Below are 20,253 nucleotides of genomic sequence, written 5' to 3'. Positions count from 1 at the left end.
TCTCCTGCGAAGTCGTACTTTCTAAGTATTACGAGATCGCATTAAATGGAGAGCGTCATGACCCTCACGACCCCGACGACCGCGGGCACGACGACCACCCCCGCGACGACGCGCCCGATGCCGTCCCGGCCCGCGGTCCTGCTGCCCGTCACCGCAGCCTGGGCCGCCCTGGCCGGGCTGCTCTTCGCCGGCACCGGGCGGTTCTCGCTCGCCGCCGTGGAGGCCGCGTGCGCAGGCCCGGCACCCGACGTCAGGTTCGCCCCGGCCCCGGTCGCCGTCCGCGAGTTCGCCCGCACCTGCGGGGCGCAGGGCCTGGCCGCGTACCGCGACCTGCAGGTCGTCGACCTGCTCTACCCCGCAGTCACCGCCCTGCTGCTCACCGGCCTGGCCCTGCTGCTCGGCCGGCGGACCACCGTCAGGCCCGCCCTGCTCGCGCTCGCACCGGTGCTCGCGGCCGTCGGCGACTACACCGAGAACGTGGCGGCCTGGGCCGTCGTCCGGGCCGGCGCCGCGGCCCCCGACTGGGTCGGCCCGGTGTTCCGGGCCGGCTCGCTCGTGAAGAGCGTCGCCTCCTGGGCAGCCTGGACGTCGGTGCTGGCCCTGGCCGCCTGGGCCTTCGCCCGCTGGGCCCTGCGCCGCCGCTGACCGCCCCGCGGCGTCACCGCGGCGGAGGTCCGAGGATCTCGATGCGGTGCAGCGCGGCGGCGTGCCCGAGCGCCGCCGGGTCGACCGGGCCGGGGTCGGGCAGCCGGCGCTCCGCCGCGGGGACGCCGACCGCCGCGGCGAAGTCCTCGAACCCGGCGGGGGTGGTGAGCTGCAGCGCGACGAGCGGGGCGTCGGCGCCCACCCGGAACGTGTGCGGCTCGCCCTTCGGCAGGAGCACGAAGTCCCCGGGCCCGGCGGCCAGCCGGCTGCCGGCGCACAGGAACTCGGCCGCCCCGGAGAGGACGTAGAACATCTCGTCCTCGACGAGGTGCCGGTGCAGCGGCGGCGCGAAGCCCGCCGGGTTGACGAAGTGGGCGACCGTGAGAGCACCCCCGGTCACCGCCCCGGTCGCCTTGAGCGTCACGAGGTTGTCGAGGAACCACAGCGCCTCCCCCTCGTCGGGGCGGAGCAGGTAGGGGGACGCGGCGACGACCGGCTCGGTCATGGCGGGCCACTTTCACTAGATAGTCAGTATGGTGAATAGATCGCTAGTATGACGACGTGGCGAAGGACGTCAAGCCCCCGGCCGACGGCGCGCGGCGGCCCTACAGCTCCGCGGTGCGCGCCGAGTCCGCACGGCGCACCCGCGCGGCCGTCGTCCGGGCCGCGCACGACCTCTTCCTCGAGCACGGGTACGGCGGCGCGTCGCTCGCGGACGTCGCCGTCCGCGCCGGCGTCGCCCGCCCCACCGTCGTCGCCGCGTTCGGGACCAAACCCGCTCTGCTGAAACGGGTCCTCGACGAGGCGCTGGCCGGGGACGACGAGCCGGTGCCGGTCCGCGACCGGCCGTGGTTCGCCCCGGTCTGGGGTGCGGCGACGGCTCCCGACGCCCTGCGTGCCTACGCCGACGTGTGCCTGCTCATCGGGCGTCGCGCCGGGCACGTCGTCGAGGTCGTCCGGCGCGCGACGGACTCCGCGCCCGAGGTCTCCGACCTCTGGGAGGGCTGGCTGCGCGGCCGGCGTGCCGGTGCCGCGATGGTCGTCGAACGGGACGTCGTCCGCGCGGCCCTGCGCCCCGGGCTCACCCCGGCCACCGCCGGCGACGTGCTGTGGACCCTCAACGACCCGGACCTCTTCGTCGGCCTCGTCGAGCACCAGGGCTGGGCCGAGGACACCTTCCGGGACTGGCTCGCCGACACGATGGTCCGGCTGCTTCTCGACGACCGGCAGGACGACCGGCCGGACGACCCGCGGCCGCATGCCGCGCGGCGCACCCGCCCGCGCCGTTAGTCTCCGGACCCGTGCTCATCCTCCTGCCACCATCGGAGTCGAAGAACCCGCCGCCGCGCCGCGGCACCCCCGTCGACCTCGCGAAGCTCTCGTTCCCCGCGCTGACGGCGCTGCGGGCCCAGGTGCTCGACGCCCTTGTCGAGACGAGCGGGCGGGACGACGCGTTCGCCCGTCTCGACGTCGGCCCGTCGCTGGCCGCCGAGGTCGAGCGCAACACCCGGCTGCCCGAGCTGCCCGCGAGGCCCGCGCTCGAGGTCTACAACGGCGTCCTCTACGACGCCCTCGACGCGAAGACCCTCTCCCCCGGCGCCAAGCGGCGTGCGAACACCCGGCTCGTCATCGTCTCGGGCCTGTGGGGCGCCGTCCGCCCGACGGACCGGATCCCCGCCTACCGCTGCAACGTCTGCGCCCGCCTCGTGGGCCTGGGCACCCTGGAGCCCGCCTGGCGCGAGGTGCTCCCCGCCGTCCTCGCCGAGGCCGCCGGCCCCAAGGGCGTCGTCGTCGACTGCCGGTCGTCCAGCTACCTGGCGATGGGCCGCGTCCCCGCGCTCGGCTCCCGCACCGTCGAGGTCCGGGTGCTCCGCGACGAGGCGGGCCGACGCAGCGTCGTGAGCCACATGGCCAAGCACACCCGCGGCGAGGTCGCCCGGCACCTGCTCGAGTCCGGCGCCGACCCGCGGACCGTCGAAGGGCTCGCCGAGGCGCTCGCGGACCGCTGGGACGTCGAGCTGCACCGCCCGCCGAAGCCGGGCCGGCCGTGGACCGTGGACGTCGTCGTCCAGGCCTGAGGGAGGCCGCCCGGGGCCGGGCAATACCGTGACCCCATGACGCCCGAGGAGTTCCGCGTGGCGGGCCACGCGCTCGTCGACTGGATCGCCGACCACCGCACCCGGATCCCCGACCTGCCCGTGCAGGCGACGACGCGGCCGGGCGAGGTCGCGGCCGCGCTCCCCGCTCACGCGCCCGAGACTCCCGAGGTGTTCGAGGCGGTCCTCGCCGACCTCGACCGGGTCGTCGTCCCCGGCATCACCCAGACCCAGCACCCGGCGTTCTTCGGCTGGTTCCCCTCGAACGCCTCGCTCGCGTCCGTCCTCGGGGACTTCGCGTCGTCCGGCGTCGCGGCCCTCGGCATCACGTGGCAGTCCGCGCCCGCGCTCACCGAGGTCGAGGAGGTCGTCACCGACTGGCTGCGGGACCTGACCGGCCTGTCCCCGGCGTGGAAGGGCGCGATCCACGACACCGCCTCGACGGCGTGCCTCGTCGCGCTGCTCGCCGCCCGTGAGCGCGCCAGCGACTACTCCGAGAGCCGCGGCGGCCTGCAGGCGGAGCCGGCGCCGCTCGTCGTCTACACCTCGCCGCACGCGCACTCCTCCGTCGCCAAGGCGGCCCTGCTCGCCGGGTTCGGCAAGGACAACCTGCGCCTCGTCGACGTGGACCCGGCGACCTACGCGATGCGCCCCGAGGCGCTCGCGACGGCGATGGCGGACGACGCCGCGGCGGGCCGCCGTCCGGCCGCCGTCGTCGCCGCCGTCGGGACGACGGGCACCACCGCCACGGACCCGGTCGGCGCGATCGTCGACGCCGCCCGGGTGCACGGCGCCTGGGTGCACGTCGACGCCGCGATGGCAGGCTCGGCGCTCCTGCTGCCGGAGTGCCGGCACCTCGTCGACGGCGTCGAGGGCGCCGACTCGCTCTCGTGGAACCCGCACAAGTGGATGGGCACGATCCTCGACTGCTCGCTGCTCTACGTGCGCGACGTCGAGCACCTCGTGCGGGTCATGTCGACGAACCCGTCGTACCTGCGGTCGGCGGCCGACGGCGAGGTCACCCAGTACAAGGACTGGGGCGTCCCGCTCGGGCGCCGGTTCCGCGCGCTCAAGCTCTGGTTCCACCTGCGCCTGGACGGCGTCGAGGCGATCCGGGCCCGGCTGCGGCGCGACCTCGCGAACGCGCAGTGGCTCGCCGAGCAGGTGCGCGCGGAGCCGGGCTGGCGGGTGCTGGCACCGGTCGACCTGCAGACGGTCTGCCTGCGGCACGAGCCGACGGGGCCGGACGGCGGGCCGCTGACCGCGCAGGCCCTCGACGAGCACACGCTCGCCTGGGCCGCGGCGGTCAACGACTCGGGGGCGGCGTTCGTCACGCCGTCCCTGCTCGACGGCCGGTGGATGGTCCGGGTGTCGATCGGTGCCGAGGCGACCGAGCGGGCCGACGTCGCGGCGCTGTGGGACCTGCTGCGCCGTGCGTCGGCCCCGCCCGGCCGGTGATCCCCGCGCTCAGCTCGTGAGCGTCGGCACCCGGGTGGACGACGGGCCGGCGGTGGCCGGACCGGCCGGCCGGCCGCTGCTGCGCACCCCGACGACGAGGAGCACGACACCGGCCCCGAGACCCACGAGGCCCAGGACGATCAGGCCGAGGGCGACGGCACCGAGGACCGGGGCGGTCGCGGCGACGTCGGCGCGGACGGCGACGCCCGGGCTCCCGTCGGCGTTGAGGACGACGAGCGTCCAGTCACCGGAGGTCGCGTCCCAGGTCAGGGACTGCTCCCCCGGTCCGGTCGCGGAGGCGACCCAGAACGACTGGGCGGCCGGTGCGGCCGGCGTCCCGGTCCCGAGGGTCTCGGTGTACGTCGTCCGCCCGTTCTCGATGCTGCGCACCGTGGCGTACGCGGTGCCGGAGAGGTAGCGGGTGACGTCCGCGGTCGGGGCGATCCCGACGAAGACCTGGTCGGCGGCGTCCTGCGGCGCCACCCGGACCCGGACGGTGCCGAGCACGCGGGACAGCGCCCAGTCGGCGTCGCGCCCCTCGAGCAGCAGGCTGTCGGTCGTCACCGCTGCACCGGACGTCGCGAACGTGGCGTCGCCCGACGTGAGGTAGGCGCCGTCCCGGGCGAACCGGTCGGCACCGCCGAGGGCCGCACCCGTGATGAGGGGCCCGGTGGAGAACAGCGCGAGCAGGCTGCCGACGACGACGAGAGCGACCCGGCCGGCACCCCAGCCGCCGCCGCTGGTCCCGGCGTTCGTCGACCCGGGGGCGACGGAGACGGTGCCGGGCGCTGCCGGCTCCCCGCCGGGACCGGCCGGCGTGCCGGGGTCGGTGCCGCCGAGGTCGAGGCGGAACGGCGGGTACACGTCGGTCATGAGCGCGCTGTACGCGGCGACCCGGAGCACCCAGCGGTCGAGCCCGAGGACGATCTCGAAGAGCGGCTTCGGGTAGGCACCGCGGACGAGCAGGACGACGCCCGCGACGAGCACGAGGATGCCGACGAGACCGCCGCTGCCCCACTGCCAGTCGTCGCCGCGGTCGGACGACGCCGCCCAGGCGCCACCGCCGACGAGGATGCCGACGACGATGTAGTGCGGGATGGCGAGCAGCCACCACTTGACGAGGACGAGGCCGCGCGAGAGCCGCTGCGGGTACTCGACGTCGAACCGGGCCGGGTAGTCGGGGACGTCAGCGAGCGTGAACGGCGGGTACCGGTCGGTGCCGAAGGCGCCGCTGCCGTAGTACGCGACCCGCCAGCCCCAGCGCATGACGCCGACGTTGAAGTCGAAGACCGCCCGCGGGTAGCGGCCGGTGAAGAGGATCGCGAAGAACGCCACGACGGTCATGACGCAGAACGCGACCCAGAGGAACGCGAGACAGATGTAGTGCGGCACGAGCAGGAGCCACTTGACGAGCCACAGCCATCGGGACAGCGGAGCGTCCAGGACCGCGTCCACCTTGGCCGGGTAGGCCTGCACGGAGGACATGGTGAATCACCACTTCTCTTTCGGGGTGGGCCTCCATCCTCGTCGGCCCGGAACGCCGTGGTTCAGGGCGTTTGTCACGGATCTGCCGTGCTCGTGCTGCCGGTCTGGGGCCGGGCCGCTGCACCGTCCTTGACACCGCGTCCTGCCGGTGCGTAGATGCCGCGACGCCGATGTCGTCCCCCATCCCGAGGAGCGCCCCGTGGATCTTCCGTCCGGAGTCACGTCGCACACCGCGCAGACCGCGCGCCTGACCACGCACTGGATCGAGTCCGGGCCGCAGGACGGCGTCCCCGTGGTCCTCGTGCACGGCAACCTCTCGACGGGGCGGTTCTACGAGCACGTGCTCCCGGGCGCCCCGGGGCGGTTCCGGTTCATCGCCCCCGACATGCGCGGCTTCGGGGACAGCGAGAAGGCCGACCTCGACGCGACCCGGGGGCTCCGCGACTGGTCGGACGACGTCAAGGCCCTCGTCGACCACCTCGGCATCACCGCACCGATCCACCTCGCGGGCTGGTCGACCGGCGGCGCGGCGATCTCGCACTACGCCCTGGACCACGGCGGCGTCGCCTCGCTGACGTACATCGACCCGGTGTCCCCGTACGGGTTCGGCGGCGTCCACCGGGACGGCACGCCGTCCTTCCCCGACCACGCCGGCTCCGGCGGCGGCACCGGCAGCCCGGACTTCGTCGCCCGCCTGCGCGACGGCGACCGCGGCACCGACTCGCCGTTCTCGCCGCGCAACGTCATGCGGACGTCCTACTGGGCGAGCACGCACACCGTCGACCCCGAGCGCGAGGACATGCTCGTCGACGAGGTGCTCAAGTCGCTCATCGGCGACGGCGGCTACCCCGGTGACACGACGACGTCCGAGAACTGGCCCGGCGTCGCGCCGGGCACCAAGGGCATCCTCAACGCCCTCTCCCCCAAGTACTGCAACTGGTCCGCGATCGTCGACCTCGACCCGAAGCCGCCGATCCTGTGGACCCACGGCGAGGCCGACATCGTCGTCGCCGACGGCTCCGCCTGGGAGATGGGCACCCTCGGCGCCGCCGGGCACGTGCCCGGCTGGCCCGGGGCCGACGTCATGCCGCCGCAGCTCATGGTCACCCAGCTCCGCGACGTCTTCACCGCCTACGCCGACAAGGGCGGCTCGGTGCGGATGGAGATGCTCGCCGGCTCCGGCCACGGCCCGGTGTTCGACAACGAGGCCGCCTGGACCGAGATGTTCTTCGCGCATCTCGAGGCGGCCGCCGGCTGACCCTCCTCGACCGTCGTCAGCGGATCCCGGTGTCGGCCCTGAGCTCGAGGTCGACCGTGCCGGTGCCGGGAACCATGACGTCCTGCGGCGGCGCGGACATGACGCCCCTACCCGGGTCCGCCACCGGCTGCGCGACGTAGCCGCCGGGCGCCAACGACAGGGCGAACCGGCCGTCGGCGCCCGTGGTCGCCGTCCGGACAGGGGCGCCGGCACCGTCGCCGACGAACCGGACGACGACCCCCGCCGCCGCCGGGGTGTCCGGGCACGGGTTCTCCACCGTCTGGACCGGGCACCTCGGCCCGACGAGGACGACACCGGTGACGTTCGGGGACGCGCTCGCCGAACCCGCCGAGCCGCCCGCCCCGTCCGCGGCGCCGGACGCCGCGCCGCAGCCGGCGACGAGAAGGACGAGGGCGGCCGCGGCCACTCCCGGCCACGCGCCGCGCACGAGGGTCCGCACCGTTCGCATCATGCCTCCTGGACGCCGTCCGAACGGTCGGCGTTGCCCGCCATCGGGCACGGGTCAGAACAGCTCGAGCTGGTCCTCGCAGGCGGCGACCGGGCGGCCTCGCCGCCGTCCGACCGCGGCGGTCGTGAGGTCGACGGTCGCCACCGCCGCCCGGGCGGCCTGCTCGACGGCCTGGCCGACCGCCCGTGCGGTCGCCTCCCGCAGGTCGGCGAGCTCGGCGAGCGTCGGGACCACGCGGACCTCCCACGGCGCGGGCTCCTCCGCGAGCCGCAGCGCCTTGGGCACCGTGTCGTAGCCGTTCGGCGCCCACGGCGGCGGCTCACCGCCGACGAGCGCCCACAGCGAGCGGCCGAGCCGGATCCCGCGCGCCCGCAGCGCCGCGATGAGCCGGGACGGCTCGAGCGGCAGCATGAGCTCGTCGAGGTCGGGCAGCGGCAGGTCGTCGTGCATCGTCATGAGGTGCCGGTTGAGCTCGACGACGTCCCGGGTGTCCGGGTCGGCGAGGGCGGCGGCGCAGGCCGCCCCCACGACGGCCTCCACCTCCGCGGCACGGTCGTCGTCGAGCGCGTGCAGCGCCGCGTCGAGCGACCCGAAGGCGCCGAGCAGCCGGGCGGCGGTCTTCTCCCCGATCCCGGCGACCCCCGGCAGGTTGTCGCTCGGGTCGCCGCGCAGCGCCGCGAGGTCCCGGTAGTGCGCGGGCAGGACGCCGTACGCGGTACGGACCTGCGTCGGGGTGACGAGCGAGCCGGCCTCGACGCCGCCGTCGCCGACCCGGAGCACGGACGTCGTGTCGTCGACGAGGGCGAAGGTGTCCCGGTCGCTCGTCACGAGGACGCTGCGCCAGCCCGCGTCCCGGGCGAGCGCCGCCCCGGAGGCCATGACGTCGTCCCCCTCGTACCCGCGCACGCACGCGAACGGCACCCCGGCCGCTCCGAGCAGGTCGGGCGCGAGGTCGAGCTGCACCTGCAGGTCGTGGTCCTTCTCCGGCCGGTGCGCCTTGTACGCCGCGTGCCGGCCGGCCCGGACCGACTGCTCGTGCGAGTCGAGGGCGACGAGGACGGCGTCCGGCCGCAGCCGGGCCGCAGCCTGCGCGAGCGCGGTGACGAGGCCGCGCAGCGCCCACGTCGGGCGGCCCAGGGCGTCCCGCTCGTCGTCGCCCGCCATGCCGTGGTACGCCCGGTGGAGCAGGCCGTCGCCGTCGAGGACGACGAGCAACGGCGGCTCCGACGGCGCTCGCCCGGGCGACGCGGCGGACGACGAGGCACCCCGCTGCGCCCCCCGTACCGTCTGCGCCGTCACGGGTCCCAGCATCCCCCGAGAGGGGCCCACAGAGGAAGCGGATCGTTCGAACAGGTGTCCAGCGTGTCGCGGCGGCCGGCCGGGCTGGGCAGGGTGATCGCGAAACTCCATCGGCGGCCGGTCCCCGACGTCCTATCGTGATCGCTCCGTCGACGTGTAGCTCAGCAGCAGAGCACCGGGCTGCTACCCGGAGGGCGCAGGGGCAGCACCTGCCACGTCGGCCGCGACGTGTAGCTCAGCAGCAGAGCACCGGGCTGGGACCCGGAGGGCGCAGGGGCAGCACCTGCCACGTCGGCATGACGCACCAGGGGGACGACGGCACGACCGGGGTCGGGGCGAGCAGCGGCTACGCGGCGGCGCAGCTGACCACGGCGTTCGTCACCGCGCTCACCCACGAGGACCCGGCGGTCCGCACCCGGGCCGAGCACCGCGCCCGGCAGTGGGGCAAGGTGCTGTCCGGCATGCTCACGGGGACCTTGCGGATCGGCTCCCGCACGCCCGTCGAGGGTCTGCCGGCCTGGGTGACGCCGACCGTGGTCCGCGGTGGTTTCGCGACCGGTGACCCCGCCGCGGGCGGGCCGCTGGAGCCCGACGAGGTCGCGACGGCCGCGGCCGCCGGCGTGCCGGCGACCCGGCTGGACCTCTTCCGGCACCACCTCGGACCGGCCGGCCTCGCCGACCTCGCGGCGCTGCTCGACGCGGGCACCTACCGCGTGACGGTCCCCGAGGAGGCCGTGCTCCTCACGGTCGCGTGGCTCGTCGACGCGGGCGACGTGGCCGGCGCCCAGACCCTCGTCACGACCGTGGCGCCGTTCGCCGACCGGCTGCGGTTCCTGCCCCGCCCCGCGGCCCGCCCCGCACCCGCACCGGAGGTGGTGTGGCGGGCCACGGCCGGCGAGACCGCGGCCACGCTCCGGGCCCGTCGGCCGAACCCGCGCGTCGAGGCGATGCGCGAGGCGCTCGAGGTCTGGGCCCCGTTCGGCGACGACCTGCTGACCCTGTGGCTCGAGACCGTCGACGGCGGCCGGGTCGCGGCGCTGGTGCCGGACGGCTGGGGCGACCGCGCGGCGGCACTCCTCGACAGGTACCGGGCGCTCGCGGCGGAGCACCGGCTGTGCCGCAAGCACCTGAACCCGAAGGAGAACCTCGCGACCCTGCGCTCCGCGCTCGTCGGTGCGGTCGAGGGGCACCCGCTCACCGCCCGTGACCGCGGCCGGCTGCAGACGGCCGTCGACGGGATGCTCGCCAAGCGCGGGGTCCCGGGGACGGACCGTCATGCCACGCTCCGCGAGGTCCAGGCCGGTGTCGTCGCCCTGCCGACGCACGACGTCCTCGCCCGGGCGGTCGCCGACCGGGTCCGCGAGCACCCGGCCGACACCGGCATCTACGCGCCGGACGCCCTGCTCGCCCCGGTCGACGGGCACCCGGTGCCGGCAGGCGTCGAGCGGACGGTGCGCCGGTCGACCGCCGCCACCGTCGAGCGGCTCGTCGCACTCGGTGTCGTCCCGTCGTCCGAGGTGCTCGCCGGGCTCGTCCCGCAGATCACGGCGGGCGTCCTCGCGGAGAGCTGGACCGACCCCCGGCTGCGCACCCTCGTCGCGGCGGCCTACGGCGCCTTCCGGCACCGCCGCTCACTGCTCCTGCTCGACCTGGCCCGGCAGGTCGGGTTCGGCGAGCTGCCCTGGGTGGCCGCGCTCGCACCGCACCGGACGGCGGGCGGGGCCGCCGACGTCCAACGCCGCACAGCGGTCCGCGTCGCCGGGCTGGCCCTGACGGCCTTCCCGGGGACGATCCTGCCGAACCCGCTCGTCGCCGAGCTCGACACGCTGCTGCGGGCCGCCGGGGTCGACCTGCCGCTCACCGAGGAGCTGGCGGCGGACATCTTCATGGGCGCCTTCTCGGCGAAGTTCAGCCGGGCCGCCAAGCTCGCCGCCGAGGTGCTCGCCGGGACGCCCTACGCGCGCTACTACGGCATCGACACCGACGCCCTGCTGGCTCTGTCCGACGGGGTCAGCGCCGTGCGCGGCCCGCACCGGGGCGGCCTCGCCCTGCTCGCCGCGCAGCGCGCGGGGGTCGACGTCGACGGTCGCGGGTGGTGGTCCGTCGCGACCAACGGCACCGTCGTCGAGCAGGCCCAGGTGCTGACGACCCACAACCTCGCCGCGCTCGTCGCCGGTCTCGGCGTGCGACCGGAGAACGGCTGGGAACCCCTGGCACAGGAGGCTTTCGGCCGGGTCGTCACGCTCGTCGGTCGGCTCCCCGGCGACAAGCGCCCGCTGCCGACGGTCAAGGACGCCGCCTACGCGTGGCGGCAGACGCTGTTCTTCCTGTCCGTCTCCCCCGCAGGTGCCACCGACCGCTTCCTCGACCTCGCCGGGTCGCAGGTGGCGGCCCGACCGGACGTCGACCGGCGCCGACTGCTCCCCCTGCTCGCCGGGCTGCGGGGCGCACGGTCGGCACCAGCCCACGACGAGCCGCACCGTCGAGGCGTCCGGGTGACCCGCGCCGCGATCCCGGAGCGGTTCCTCGGCTGGTCCACCGACGGGCACTGGATGCTCCGGACGCCCTGAACGCCGTCCCGGGCGTCCCCTGGTGCCCGGGTCGTCAGGACGCCGCGGCGTCCGGCCTGCCGGCGCGGGCCTGCGCCGCCTCGAGCGCCTTGTGGAGCATGACGAGGATCGCGTCGCGCACCGAGAGGAACTTGCGCGCGTCGAGCTCGACGATCGGCACCTCGGGGTTGATCGCGAGCGCCCACCGGATCGTGTCGACGTCGTGCTCGTGGCCGCCGTCGAACCGGTTGACGCCGACGACGAACGGCAGCCCCATCCGCTCGAAGTAGTCGACCGCGGCGAAGCAGTCGTCGAGCCGGCGGTCGTCGACGAGGACGAGCGCGCCGAGGGCGCCCTTGGCGAGGTCGTTCCACATGAAGCCGAAACGGTCCTGGCCGGGCGTCCCGAAGATGTACAGCTTGAGGCTGTCGTCGATGGTGATCCGGCCGAAGTCCATGGCGACGGTCGTCGTCGTCTTGCCGGGCACGAGGGCGTTGTCGTCGACCCCGATGCCGGCGGACGTCATCCGCGCCTCGGTCGTCAGCGGCGCGATCTCGGACACCGTCGCCACGGTCGTCGTCTTGCCGACGCCGAACCCGCCCGCGACGAGGATCTTCACGGGCACGGGCGGCGTGCGTCGCGGCCCGGTCGCGACCGGGCCGGTCTCAGGAGAGCTGTCGGAGGCCATCGATCACCCTCAGGATCGTGTGGACGTCGTCGGAGAGCCCGACGCCGGGTTCGAACGTCGTGACGTGCCCGGAGCGCGTCAGGTCCCGCAGGAGGACCTGTGCGACCCCGAGCTGGAGACGCAGCCGCGCCGAGACCTCGGCGACGGCGAGCGGTTCGACGCAGAGGTCGACGATGTCGCGGTACTCGAAGGACAGCTCGTCCACCGAGGCCTGGCCGAGCTTCGTCGTGACCACCTGCGCCTCGACGGCGAGGTCGGTCTCCTCCGCCGTCCGGCCGCGGGTGACGACGAACGGCCGCACGGTGGTCGCGGCGTCCTCGTCGGGCGCGGCCGGCGCGGCCGGCGCGGCCGGCGGCTGCACCCGCGCGGTCCGGTCGAGGAACGGCCGGACCGACCAGAGGCCGCCGACGTCGTCCTCGCCCGGGTGGTGCCGGTCGTGGTCGTCGGTCACGCGCCCACCGAGTTCTTCAGCTCCTCGATGAGCCGGGGGCTGAGGATCGCGTTGGTGCGGTTGATGAACAGCGCCATCTCGTAGGCCACGGTGCCGAGCGAGGCGGTGCGCTCGGCGACGACGCCGAGGAGCGCACCGGCCCCCATCGCCATGATGACGACGTACCCGCCGTCCGCGTCGACGATGACCTTGTTGAGCGCCCCGAGACCGTAGCTGAGGCCCGCGCCGGCCGCCAGGCTCACCATGCCCGAGACGATCGCCGCGAGCCGGTCGCTGCTCGCGTGGTCGGCCTCGCCCGCGGCGGCCATGAGCAGGCCGTCCGCCGACACCGCGATGACGTCGACGACACCCGACGTCTCGTCGGCGAACTTGTCGAGGAGCCAGGTGAAGTCCTGCGCGGCCTCGCTGAGGTGGAAGGTCTCGGTCATCGGAGCTCTCCGGTCTCGGGGTCTGGTTCGGTGCTCGTGTCGCTGCCGGTGCTCGTGTCGCTGCCGGTGCTCGTGTCGCTGCCGGTGCTCGCCGCGGTGCCGGCGTCCGCCTCCGCCGTGGCGAGGACGTCGTCCACCCGGGCCATCGCGGACTCCAGGTCGTCGGCCCAGGCGAGCACCTCCTCCGGGCGCTCCGGCGTGGCGGCGACGGGCTGCGGGCCGCGGGGCACCGCGCGGGCCTCGAGGCTCTCCCGCTCGGTCTCCTCGAGCGCCGCGAGGGCCTGGCCCGGGCGCCGCCGGGCGAGGGTCGGGCCGGCTCCGCCGGTCCCGGGCTCCGTCCCTGGCTCCGTCCCGGGATCCGGCCCGGTAGCCGGGTCGGCCGCAGTCACCGGCACGGTGTCCGGCAGTGCCGCGGCCCGGGCCCGGGCCTGCTGGGCGAGCGCGTCGCCCACCCGCAGCGGCTCCGGGGCGGCGGCGTCCCGCTCGGCCTCGCGGCGGCGGGTCCGGACGGTGCGCTCGGGAGGCGCGAGCAGCGCCTGGTTGACGGCCTCGCCGACCCCGTCCAGGGCTGCCCGGACCTCGTCGGCGTCGACGCTGCTCGGGCTGGCGACGGCGGCCGGTGTCGTGTCGAACGCGTCCAGCGCCCGCCCCGGCACGCGGCGGCGGACACCCGCCGGACCGGCCGGACCGGCTGCCGCGGGCGCTGCCGCCGGTGCTGCGGGTGCGGTCCGGCCGGGGACGCCGTACCGCGCGTCCCGCTGCTCCTGCGCAGCCCGTTCGACGCCGGCCTCGAGGTCGTCGACGTCGCTGCGGGCCCGGTCGGCGTCCGGCCCCGTCCTCCGCGCGGCCGGAGCCGGCGGTGCGACGTCGCCCCGGACGAAGTGCGCCCCCGGCACCCGGCGCGGCACCCCGGTGACCTCGGCCGCGCCGCCGGTCGGGCCGCCCGTCACTGCGCCCGTGGACCTCCCGCCGCCGGGGCGGCGTCGGCCGCGGCCACGGGGACCCGCTCGGTCTGCGGCCGCTGCTGCCGGGAGCGCCGGGACTCGACCTGCGCCGGGGGCAGCACCGGCGCGTCGACGAGCAGCGCGGGCGGCAGCGTGACGACCGCGGTGACGCCCTGGTCGGCGGTCGGCTCGAGCCGGACGTCCAGGCCGTGCCGGCGCGCGATCCGGCCGACGACGAACAGGCCGAGGACGTCGGTCGGGGCCAGGTCGAGGCGCTCGCGCTGCTTGAGCCGGGCGTTCTCGACGGCGAACCGGTCGGGCGACATGCCGAGGCCGTGGTCGACGACGGACAGCACGCAGACACCGTCCGCCGACCGCTCCGCGGTGACCTCGACGGTGCTCGATGGCGGCGAGAACAGGACTGCGTTCTCCATGAGCTCGGCGAGCAGGAGGACGAGGTCGGACGCCGCGCCGGGTGCGAGGAACACCGCCGGCAGCCGGCCGATCATGACCCGCTGGTACTCCTCGACGGTACCGAGGGCACCGCGGACGGCGTCCGCGATGGCGACCGGCCGGCTCTCCCCCGAGCTCTCGGTCGACCCGGAGAGCACGACGAGGCTGGAGGCGTTGCGGCGCAACCGGGTCGAGACGTGGTCGAGCCGGTAGAGCATCGCGAGCGTGTCCGGGTCGTCCTCGGTGCGCTCGAGCCGGTCGATGAGCGAGAGCTGGCGGCCGACCAGGTTTGAGGTGCGTCGCCCGACGCCCGCGAACATCGTCGCGACGTTGCGGCGGCTCACGACCTGCCGCTGCAGGAGCAGGGCCGCGCTGGCCTGCACCCGGTTGAACGCCTCGGCGAGCTCGCCGATCTCGTCGTCGGTACCGACCTCGACGGCGGCGAGCCGCGGCGTGACGTCCTGTGCGTCGTCCTCGTCGGCGACCCGCCGGAGCTCGGCCTGCGCGAGGTCGGCGACGCGGCCGGCGGCGCCGGTGAGGCGGCGCAGCGGCCGGGAGACCGAGCGGCCGACGACGACGGTCAGGGCGACGACGAGGAGGAACAGCACGACGACGACGGCCGCGACGACGCTCACCGCGAGGGTGGCCGCGGACGCCGCGTCACTGGCGGTGACGGCGACCTCCTGGGCGACCCGGGTCTGGACGAGCTGGCGGGCCGCGTTCTCCGACCGGACGGCGCCGTACACCTCGACGGCGGCCCGGTCGGCGACCCGGTCGGCGCCGGCCCGCTCGAGCGCGGCCCGCGACGCCGCGAGCCGCGCGGCGCTCGGACCGCCGGTCGCCTGGCCGAACAGCTCGGCGACGGCCCCGGGAGCGAGCCGGGCGAACTGGCTGCCGAGCGCCGTGGCCGAGGCCGAGGCGTCCCGGGCGGCCGCGAGGGCCTCCTGCCGTCGGGCACCGGTCGAGGTCGCCGCGACGAGCACGAGGACGCCGGAGCGGGCCGACGACTCGTCGGCCCTCAGCAGCGTGTCGAGAGCGGTGAGCCGGCCGGCTCCCTCCCCGGTCGCGGCCGTGAGGCCGAGACCGTCGACGACGGAGCCGACGGCCTCGGACGTCGCCGTGACGACCGCGTCCTGCGTCGCCTCCCGGGCCAGGACCCGCCGGCCCAGCTCCCCGACCGGTGCGAGGCCGTCGAGCCGGGCTGCGAGGTCGTCCTGCCCGGCGTCGCGGGCCTCCTGCGCGAGCGCGACCCGGCGGGCCTCGACATCGGCGACGGCGAGCGTGAGCTCACCCGGTGCGGCGTCCGGCACCGAGAGGTACGCGACGGCGAGCAGGCGCACGGACTGCAGGCCCTCGACGAGCACGCCCGCGTCGCGCGCGAGGGTCGCCGTCCGGGCCGTCGCCCCGGCGGAGCGGGCGACGTCGAGACGGCCGGCGAGCAGCGGGACGAGCAGCAGCGCGACCGCGACGAGCGGGACGACGACGAGCAGCGTGAGCTTCTCGCGGACCTGGAGGCGGTTGAGCATCAGACGGCGTCCCGGCTGCTGGACAGCGCGCGTCCGGAGCGCACGAGGCGGCGCCCGGCGAGGAGCTCCTCGGCCTCGAGGACGAGGTCGTCGACGGCTGCGCCGTCGCCGGCGTCGTCCGCCCCCGGGGCGTCGTCCGCCTCCTCGTGGCGGCGGCGCGGGCCGGCGGCGACCCAGGCTGCGGCGAGGACCCCGACCGCGGCGAGCACGGCGAGCAGGACCGCGAGCCGGTACTGCTGCGTGAGGCTGTCGATCCGGGTGCCCAGCAGCGTGTCGATCTCCCCGCTCGCCGAGGCCGCGAGCGAGACCGCCGCGTCCCGGACCTGGACCCGGGCCGCCTGGTCCTGCGCCACCCCGGTCGACCCGAGCTCGACTCCGAGGGCGTCACCGGGCGGCGCGAGGGTGTTCGAGGCGTCCCGGAGCCGGTCGAGCCGGGTGAGCAGCGCCGGCCCGAGGGTGCGGCTGCGGGTTGTGCCGAAGGCGACGCGCAGGCTGCGGTCGAGCGCGGCGGCCTCGTTCGCGAACTCGGAGCGGACCCGCTCGCCGGCACCCGCCGCCGCACGCTGCGCCTCGGTGAGCCCGGGGGCGTCGTGCTCCGCCGCCCCGGAGAGCCGGGCGAGGTCGCTGACCCGGCCGGACAGGGCGATGACCCGGGGCAGCCGGGTGAGCGCGGCGTCGATGACGTAGTAGGTGTCGAGCTCGGGGTCGAGGATGAGGTTCGACGAGTCGCCCACGGCCGCGGTGAGGGCGAGCTCGAGGTCGACGACCTGGCCCCACGCGTCGTAGGCGGCGGTGCCGGTCGGGCCCCGGTCGAGGACGGCGTCGAGCGCGACGCCGAGGTCGTCCCACCGCTTGCCCGTCCCGAGGCTGTCCCCGAGCCGGGCGTCGACGGCCTCGACCGCGGTCCGCGCCTCGGTGAGCCGGCCGGTGTCGACGGGCCGGCCCGCGACCGCGGCGCTCTGGCCGTCGGCGGTGGCCGCGACGAGCCGGACGAGTGCCCGCGCGTACGTCACGCCGTCCCGCTCGTCGCGGGCGAAGGTGAGGTCCGCGGTCTGCCGCTGCGCGAAGAGCGCGAGCGTCACGACGTACGGGACGAGCACCGCGACGGCGGCGAGGCCCGCCGCGACCCGGCGGCGCACCCGCCGGCCCTGCTGGCGGGGCTCAGGGCGAGCGGTCTCAGGACGAGACGTCTCAGGACGAGACATGGACGGGTCCCCCGTTCCGGTCGTTGCCCGCGCCGGCCGGCGCGGTGGAGGTCGTGGTGGTGCTGTCGAGGTCGTACGCGGACTCGCCGTGGACGGCCAGGTCGAGGCCCTTGCGCTCCTGCCCGAGGGGCACGCGGTTGCCGACGAAGCGGTCGATGACCCGGCCGATGCCGTAGGTCACGCCGAAGGAGTACGCCGCGACGACGACGAGCCCGGCCGCCTGGGCCAGCAGCAGGTCGTAGCCGCCGCCGTAGAAGAGGCCGTTCCCGGCGTGCGTGCTCACGCCGTCGGTCGCGAGCAGCCCGACCGCGAGGCTGCCGAGCGCCCCACCGACGAGGTGCACGCCGACGACGTCGAGCGAGTCGTCGAGCCGGAACCAGAGCTTGAGCGAGACCGCGAACGCGCACACCACCCCGGCGAGCAGCCCGATGACCGCCGCGCTCAGCGGCGTCACGTAGCCGGCCGCCGGGGTGATCGCGACGAGGCCCGCGACGGCGCCCGAGGCCGCGCCGAGCGTCGTCGACTTGCCGTACCGCACCCGTTCGACGCCGACCCAGGCCGCGAGCGCCGCGCATGCGGCGACGTGGGTGTTGACGATCGCGGTGACCGCGACGCCGTCCGCGCGCAGCGCCGAGCCGCCGTTGAAGCCGAACCAGCCGAACCAGAGCAGCGAGGCCCCGAGCAGCACGGTCGGCAGGTTGTGCGGGCGCATCGGCTCCCGGAGCCAGCCGGTGCGCCGGCCGAGCACGAGCGCCATCGCCAGCCCGGCGGCACCGGCGTTGACGTGGACGACGAGGCCGCCGGCGAAGTCCCGGACGCCGAGCCGGGCCGCCCAGCCGTCCGGGGAGAAGACCCAGTGCGCGACCGGCACGTAGACGAGCACCGTCCACACGACGACGAAGAGCGTGAAGGACCGGAAGCGCCAGCGGTCGGCGGTCGCGCCGGTGACCAGGGCCGGGGTGATGACGGCGAACATCATCTGGAACGCCGCGAAGAGCAGCGGCGGGATGACGAGGGCGTCGGCCCCGGAGAACCCGGGCACCGGCTCGTCCATGTGCGTCAGCCCGGCGAAGCGCAGGTCGCCGACGAGGCCGTTGCCCTCGCCGAAGGCGAGGGTGTAGCCGACGAGCAGCCACACCAGGCTCACGGCGGCCATCGCCATGAGGCTCTGCATGAGCATGCCGAGGACGTGCTTGGCGCGGACCATCCCGCTGTAGAAGAACGCCACACCGGGGGTCATGAGCATCACCAGCGCGGTGGCGACGATGACCCATGCGGTCGCGCCGGGGTCGACGCTCCCCCCGGCTCCCGTGGTGGCGGCCACGAAGAAGCTCATTGCTCGGACCTCTGCTCGATCCCTGTCACGCCCCGGGCGGGGGGCGTGATCGGGATCAAGTCTCAGAGCCCGATGGGAGCGATCACATCGAAAACAGTGATGTTACCGTCCAGTAACCACCGTTCGCGGCAAGACGATCACGGACCGTGGTCGGGCCGACGACGAAGCGCTGAACGAACGTCCACGCAACGTCACCTGTTCAGAGTCTGTTCAGATTCCAGTCGGGCAGTTCGCGGGCCGTCGGGGCGCTCTCACAGCGCGCCGAGGGCCTGGTCGAGGTCCGCGACGAGGTCCGCGACGTCCTCGAGCCCGACCGAGACCCGCACCGTCGAGTCGGTGATCCCGGCGGCCGCGCGGGCCTCGCGGGTCATCCGCCGGTGGGTCGTCGTCGCGGGGTGGGTGACGAGCGACTTCGCGTCGCCGAGGTTGTTCGAGATGTCGACGATCCGCAGGCCGTCGAGGACGGCGAACGCGGCCTCCTTGGCGGCGTCCTCCCCCGTTCCGGCCGGGTCGACGTCGAACGTCACGACGGTGCCGCCCGCGCGCATCTGCCGCTTCGCGAGGTCGTGCTGCGGGTGCGACGGCAGGAAGGGGTACCGCACGGACCGCACCCGCGGGTGCGCGTCGAGGTGCTCGGCGACGGTCAGGGCCGACGAGCACTGCCGGTCGACGCGCAGGCCCATCGTCTCCAGGCCCTTGAGCAGCACCCACGCGGTGAACGGCGACATCGACGGGCCGGTGTGCCGCATGAGCGTCTCGACGCCGCCCCGGATGTACTCCCGGTCGCCGAGGATCGCCCCGCCGAGCACCCGCCCCTGGCCGTCGATGTGCTTGGTCGCCGAGTAGACGACGACGTCCGCCCCGAGGTCGAGCGGCTTCTGCAGCAGCGGCGTCGCGAAGACGTTGTCCACCACGACTTTCGCCCCCGCGGCGTGGGCGAGCTCACAGACGGCGGCGACGTCGACGAGGTCCTGCATCGGGTTGCTCGGGGACTCGAAGAAGACCGCCTGCGCGGGCGCGGACAGCGCCTGCGCCCACTGGTCGAGGTCGTGCCCGTCGACGAAGTCGCAGGTGATCCCCCACCGCGGGAGCAGCTCGTCGAGGATGACGAAGCAGGAGCCGAACAGGGCCCGCGCCGCGACGACCCGGTCGCCGGCCTTGAGGAACGCGATGAGCGAGTTGAAGACCGCGGCCATGCCGGTCGCCGTCGCGAAGCAGTCGTCCGCACCCTCGAGCAGCCGCAGCCGCTCCTCGAACACGGAGATCGTCGGGTTGCCGTAACGCGAGTACATGTAGTGGTCGACGTCGCCGGCGAAGGCGCCCTCGGCCTGGGCCGCGTCGGCGTAGACGTACCCCTGGGTGAGGAAGACCGCCTCGGAGACCTCGTCGAAGCTCGACCGGGCGACCCCGCCGCGGACGGCGAGGGTGTCCGGCCGCCAGCGCGCGAGCTCGGCGGCGGTCGGGCCCTGCCGGGGGCCGTCGGTGCCGAGCCGCCCGCCCTCGCGTGCGCTCACCCCTGCCGCCAGGGCAGGCCCGCGGCCTTCCAGCCTGCCGACGTCCCGCGGTGCCCGGCGGCGTCCGTCGGGCCCTCGAACCCGTCGGTGATGTTGTAGGCGTTGGCCCAGCCGGCCGCGGTCGCGGCCTCGGCCGCCGCGACCGAGCGCACGCCGGAGCGGCAGAGGAACAGCACGTGTGTGTCCTGGCCGACGCCCTCCGCCTCGAGCTGCTCGAGGAACGCCGGGTTCCGCGCGCCGTCCGGGAACGAGACCCACTCGATCCGGACGAGCTCGCGCCCGATGCCCGACAGGTCGGGGACCCCCACGTACGACCACTCGGCCGCGGTCCGGACGTCGACGAGGACGGCGTCGCCGTCCGCGACGCGACGGTAGGCGTCGGTGGGGCTCAGGTCGCCCGCGTAGGGCATGGCTCGGTCCTCCGGGCAGCGCTGGGGGGTGTCAGGACG

At 75.4% G+C, this 20,253-nt stretch carries 19 protein-coding genes and 2 tRNA genes; 8 read left to right on the top strand and 13 right to left on the bottom strand.

Annotated features, from left to right (window positions below; all coding sequences use genetic code 11):
* The first annotated feature begins 57 nt into the window (after positions 1-57).
* Positions 58-645: a hypothetical protein gene (locus EDJALFJO_RS23455; protein ID WP_143448727.1), complete on the top strand. Its 588-nt coding sequence runs from the start codon at positions 58-60 to the stop codon at positions 643-645.
* A gap of 13 nt (positions 646-658) precedes the next feature.
* On the opposite strand, the gene EDJALFJO_RS23450 is transcribed toward EDJALFJO_RS23455, so the two are convergent.
* Complete coding sequence (locus tag EDJALFJO_RS23450; protein ID WP_088288733.1) at positions 659-1,150, bottom strand: cupin domain-containing protein; 492 nt, start codon at positions 1,148-1,150, stop codon at positions 659-661.
* 56 nt (positions 1,151-1,206) lie between these two features.
* Here EDJALFJO_RS23450 and EDJALFJO_RS23445 point away from each other — a divergent pair, with 56 nt between their 5' ends.
* From EDJALFJO_RS23445 to EDJALFJO_RS23435, 3 genes are read left to right on the top strand one after another with little or no spacing between them, the layout of a single operon-like run.
* On the top strand, positions 1,207-1,935 hold the full coding sequence (locus tag EDJALFJO_RS23445) for a TetR/AcrR family transcriptional regulator (protein ID WP_088288732.1): 729 nt from the start codon (positions 1,207-1,209) through the stop codon (positions 1,933-1,935).
* A gap of 11 nt (positions 1,936-1,946) precedes the next feature.
* Positions 1,947-2,723, top strand: coding sequence for a YaaA family protein (locus EDJALFJO_RS23440; RefSeq protein ID WP_088288731.1), 777 nt, complete (start codon positions 1,947-1,949; stop codon positions 2,721-2,723).
* 36 nt (positions 2,724-2,759) lie between these two features.
* Positions 2,760-4,199: a pyridoxal-dependent decarboxylase gene (locus EDJALFJO_RS23435; RefSeq protein WP_088288730.1), complete on the top strand. Its 1,440-nt coding sequence runs from the start codon at positions 2,760-2,762 to the stop codon at positions 4,197-4,199.
* Between the two features lie 9 nt (positions 4,200-4,208).
* On the opposite strand, the gene EDJALFJO_RS23430 is transcribed toward EDJALFJO_RS23435, so the two are convergent.
* A complete protein-coding gene (locus tag EDJALFJO_RS23430; RefSeq protein WP_088288729.1) occupies positions 4,209-5,684 on the bottom strand; it encodes a DUF4389 domain-containing protein in 1,476 nt (491 codons plus the stop codon).
* Positions 5,685-5,883: 199 nt separating this feature from the next.
* Between EDJALFJO_RS23430 and EDJALFJO_RS23425 the strand changes: the two genes are divergently transcribed.
* A complete protein-coding gene (locus EDJALFJO_RS23425; RefSeq protein WP_088288728.1) occupies positions 5,884-6,942 on the top strand; it encodes an alpha/beta fold hydrolase in 1,059 nt (352 codons plus the stop codon).
* A 16-nt stretch (positions 6,943-6,958) separates the two neighbouring features.
* Here EDJALFJO_RS23425 and EDJALFJO_RS23420 read toward each other — a convergent pair whose 3' ends face one another.
* Both EDJALFJO_RS23420 and EDJALFJO_RS23415 read right to left on the bottom strand, forming a co-directional pair.
* Entirely contained in the window at positions 6,959-7,411 is a 453-nt protein-coding gene (locus EDJALFJO_RS23420; RefSeq protein WP_143448725.1) for a hypothetical protein, read from the bottom strand.
* A 54-nt stretch (positions 7,412-7,465) separates the two neighbouring features.
* Entirely contained in the window at positions 7,466-8,710 is a 1,245-nt protein-coding gene (locus tag EDJALFJO_RS23415; protein WP_158220540.1) for a 5'-3' exonuclease H3TH domain-containing protein, read from the bottom strand.
* A gap of 150 nt (positions 8,711-8,860) precedes the next feature.
* Here EDJALFJO_RS23415 and EDJALFJO_RS23410 point away from each other — a divergent pair.
* From EDJALFJO_RS23410 to EDJALFJO_RS23400, 3 genes are all read left to right on the top strand, one after another.
* Positions 8,861-8,931 (top strand) — tRNA-OTHER (locus tag EDJALFJO_RS23410).
* A 3-nt stretch (positions 8,932-8,934) separates the two neighbouring features.
* Positions 8,935-9,005: transfer RNA gene (locus EDJALFJO_RS23405), tRNA-OTHER, on the top strand.
* A gap of 1 nt (position 9,006) precedes the next feature.
* Positions 9,007-11,280: a hypothetical protein gene (locus EDJALFJO_RS23400; RefSeq protein WP_088288725.1), complete on the top strand. Its 2,274-nt coding sequence runs from the start codon at positions 9,007-9,009 to the stop codon at positions 11,278-11,280.
* A 34-nt stretch (positions 11,281-11,314) separates the two neighbouring features.
* Here the strand turns inward: EDJALFJO_RS23400 and EDJALFJO_RS23395 are convergent, their stop codons facing one another.
* The 9 genes from EDJALFJO_RS23395 to EDJALFJO_RS23355 all read right to left on the bottom strand — a co-directional run bounded on the left by EDJALFJO_RS23395 (position 11,315) and on the right by EDJALFJO_RS23355 (position 20,214).
* Positions 11,315-11,947: an ATP/GTP-binding protein gene (locus tag EDJALFJO_RS23395; RefSeq protein ID WP_088288724.1), complete on the bottom strand. Its 633-nt coding sequence runs from the start codon at positions 11,945-11,947 to the stop codon at positions 11,315-11,317.
* The gene (locus EDJALFJO_RS23390) at positions 11,925-12,398 is read right to left on the bottom strand and encodes a DUF742 domain-containing protein (RefSeq protein ID WP_088288723.1); all 474 of its coding nucleotides are present in this window, start codon (positions 12,396-12,398) and stop codon (positions 11,925-11,927) included. Before EDJALFJO_RS23390 ends, EDJALFJO_RS23395 begins: the two co-directional genes overlap by 23 nt.
* Positions 12,395-12,826 (bottom strand): roadblock/LC7 domain-containing protein, encoded by a 432-nt coding sequence (locus EDJALFJO_RS23385; RefSeq protein ID WP_088288722.1) that lies wholly within the window; start codon positions 12,824-12,826, stop codon positions 12,395-12,397. Before EDJALFJO_RS23385 ends, EDJALFJO_RS23390 begins: the two co-directional genes overlap by 4 nt.
* Positions 12,823-13,776, bottom strand: a complete 954-nt coding sequence (locus EDJALFJO_RS23380) for a hypothetical protein (RefSeq protein WP_088288721.1) — start codon at positions 13,774-13,776, stop codon at positions 12,823-12,825. The genes EDJALFJO_RS23385 and EDJALFJO_RS23380 overlap by 4 nt, the downstream gene beginning before the upstream one ends.
* Entirely contained in the window at positions 13,773-15,749 is a 1,977-nt protein-coding gene (locus EDJALFJO_RS23375) for an ATP-binding protein (RefSeq protein ID WP_088288720.1), read from the bottom strand. The genes EDJALFJO_RS23380 and EDJALFJO_RS23375 overlap by 4 nt, the downstream gene beginning before the upstream one ends.
* Positions 15,749-16,888 carry a hypothetical protein gene (locus tag EDJALFJO_RS23370; protein ID WP_088288719.1) on the bottom strand — a complete coding sequence of 380 codons (1,140 nt, stop codon included), beginning with the start codon at positions 16,886-16,888 and terminating at the stop codon, positions 15,749-15,751. The genes EDJALFJO_RS23375 and EDJALFJO_RS23370 overlap by 1 nt, the downstream gene beginning before the upstream one ends.
* 52 nt (positions 16,889-16,940) lie before the next feature.
* Positions 16,941-18,290 (bottom strand): ammonium transporter, encoded by a 1,350-nt coding sequence (locus EDJALFJO_RS23365; protein ID WP_088288718.1) that lies wholly within the window; start codon positions 18,288-18,290, stop codon positions 16,941-16,943.
* A 251-nt stretch (positions 18,291-18,541) separates the two neighbouring features.
* Entirely contained in the window at positions 18,542-19,804 is a 1,263-nt protein-coding gene (locus EDJALFJO_RS23360) for an O-succinylhomoserine sulfhydrylase (protein WP_088288717.1), read from the bottom strand.
* On the bottom strand, positions 19,801-20,214 hold the full coding sequence (locus EDJALFJO_RS23355) for a rhodanese-like domain-containing protein (protein ID WP_088288716.1): 414 nt from the start codon (positions 20,212-20,214) through the stop codon (positions 19,801-19,803). Before EDJALFJO_RS23355 ends, EDJALFJO_RS23360 begins: the two co-directional genes overlap by 4 nt.
* Between the last annotated feature and the right edge of the window lie 39 nt (positions 20,215-20,253).

Source organism: Kineosporia sp. A_224, assembly GCF_002198655.1.
Lineage (GTDB): Bacteria > Actinomycetota > Actinomycetes > Actinomycetales > Kineosporiaceae > R-H-3.
Note: the sequence above shows the minus strand (reverse complement) of the source record. Positions and strands in the feature narration are given on the sequence as shown.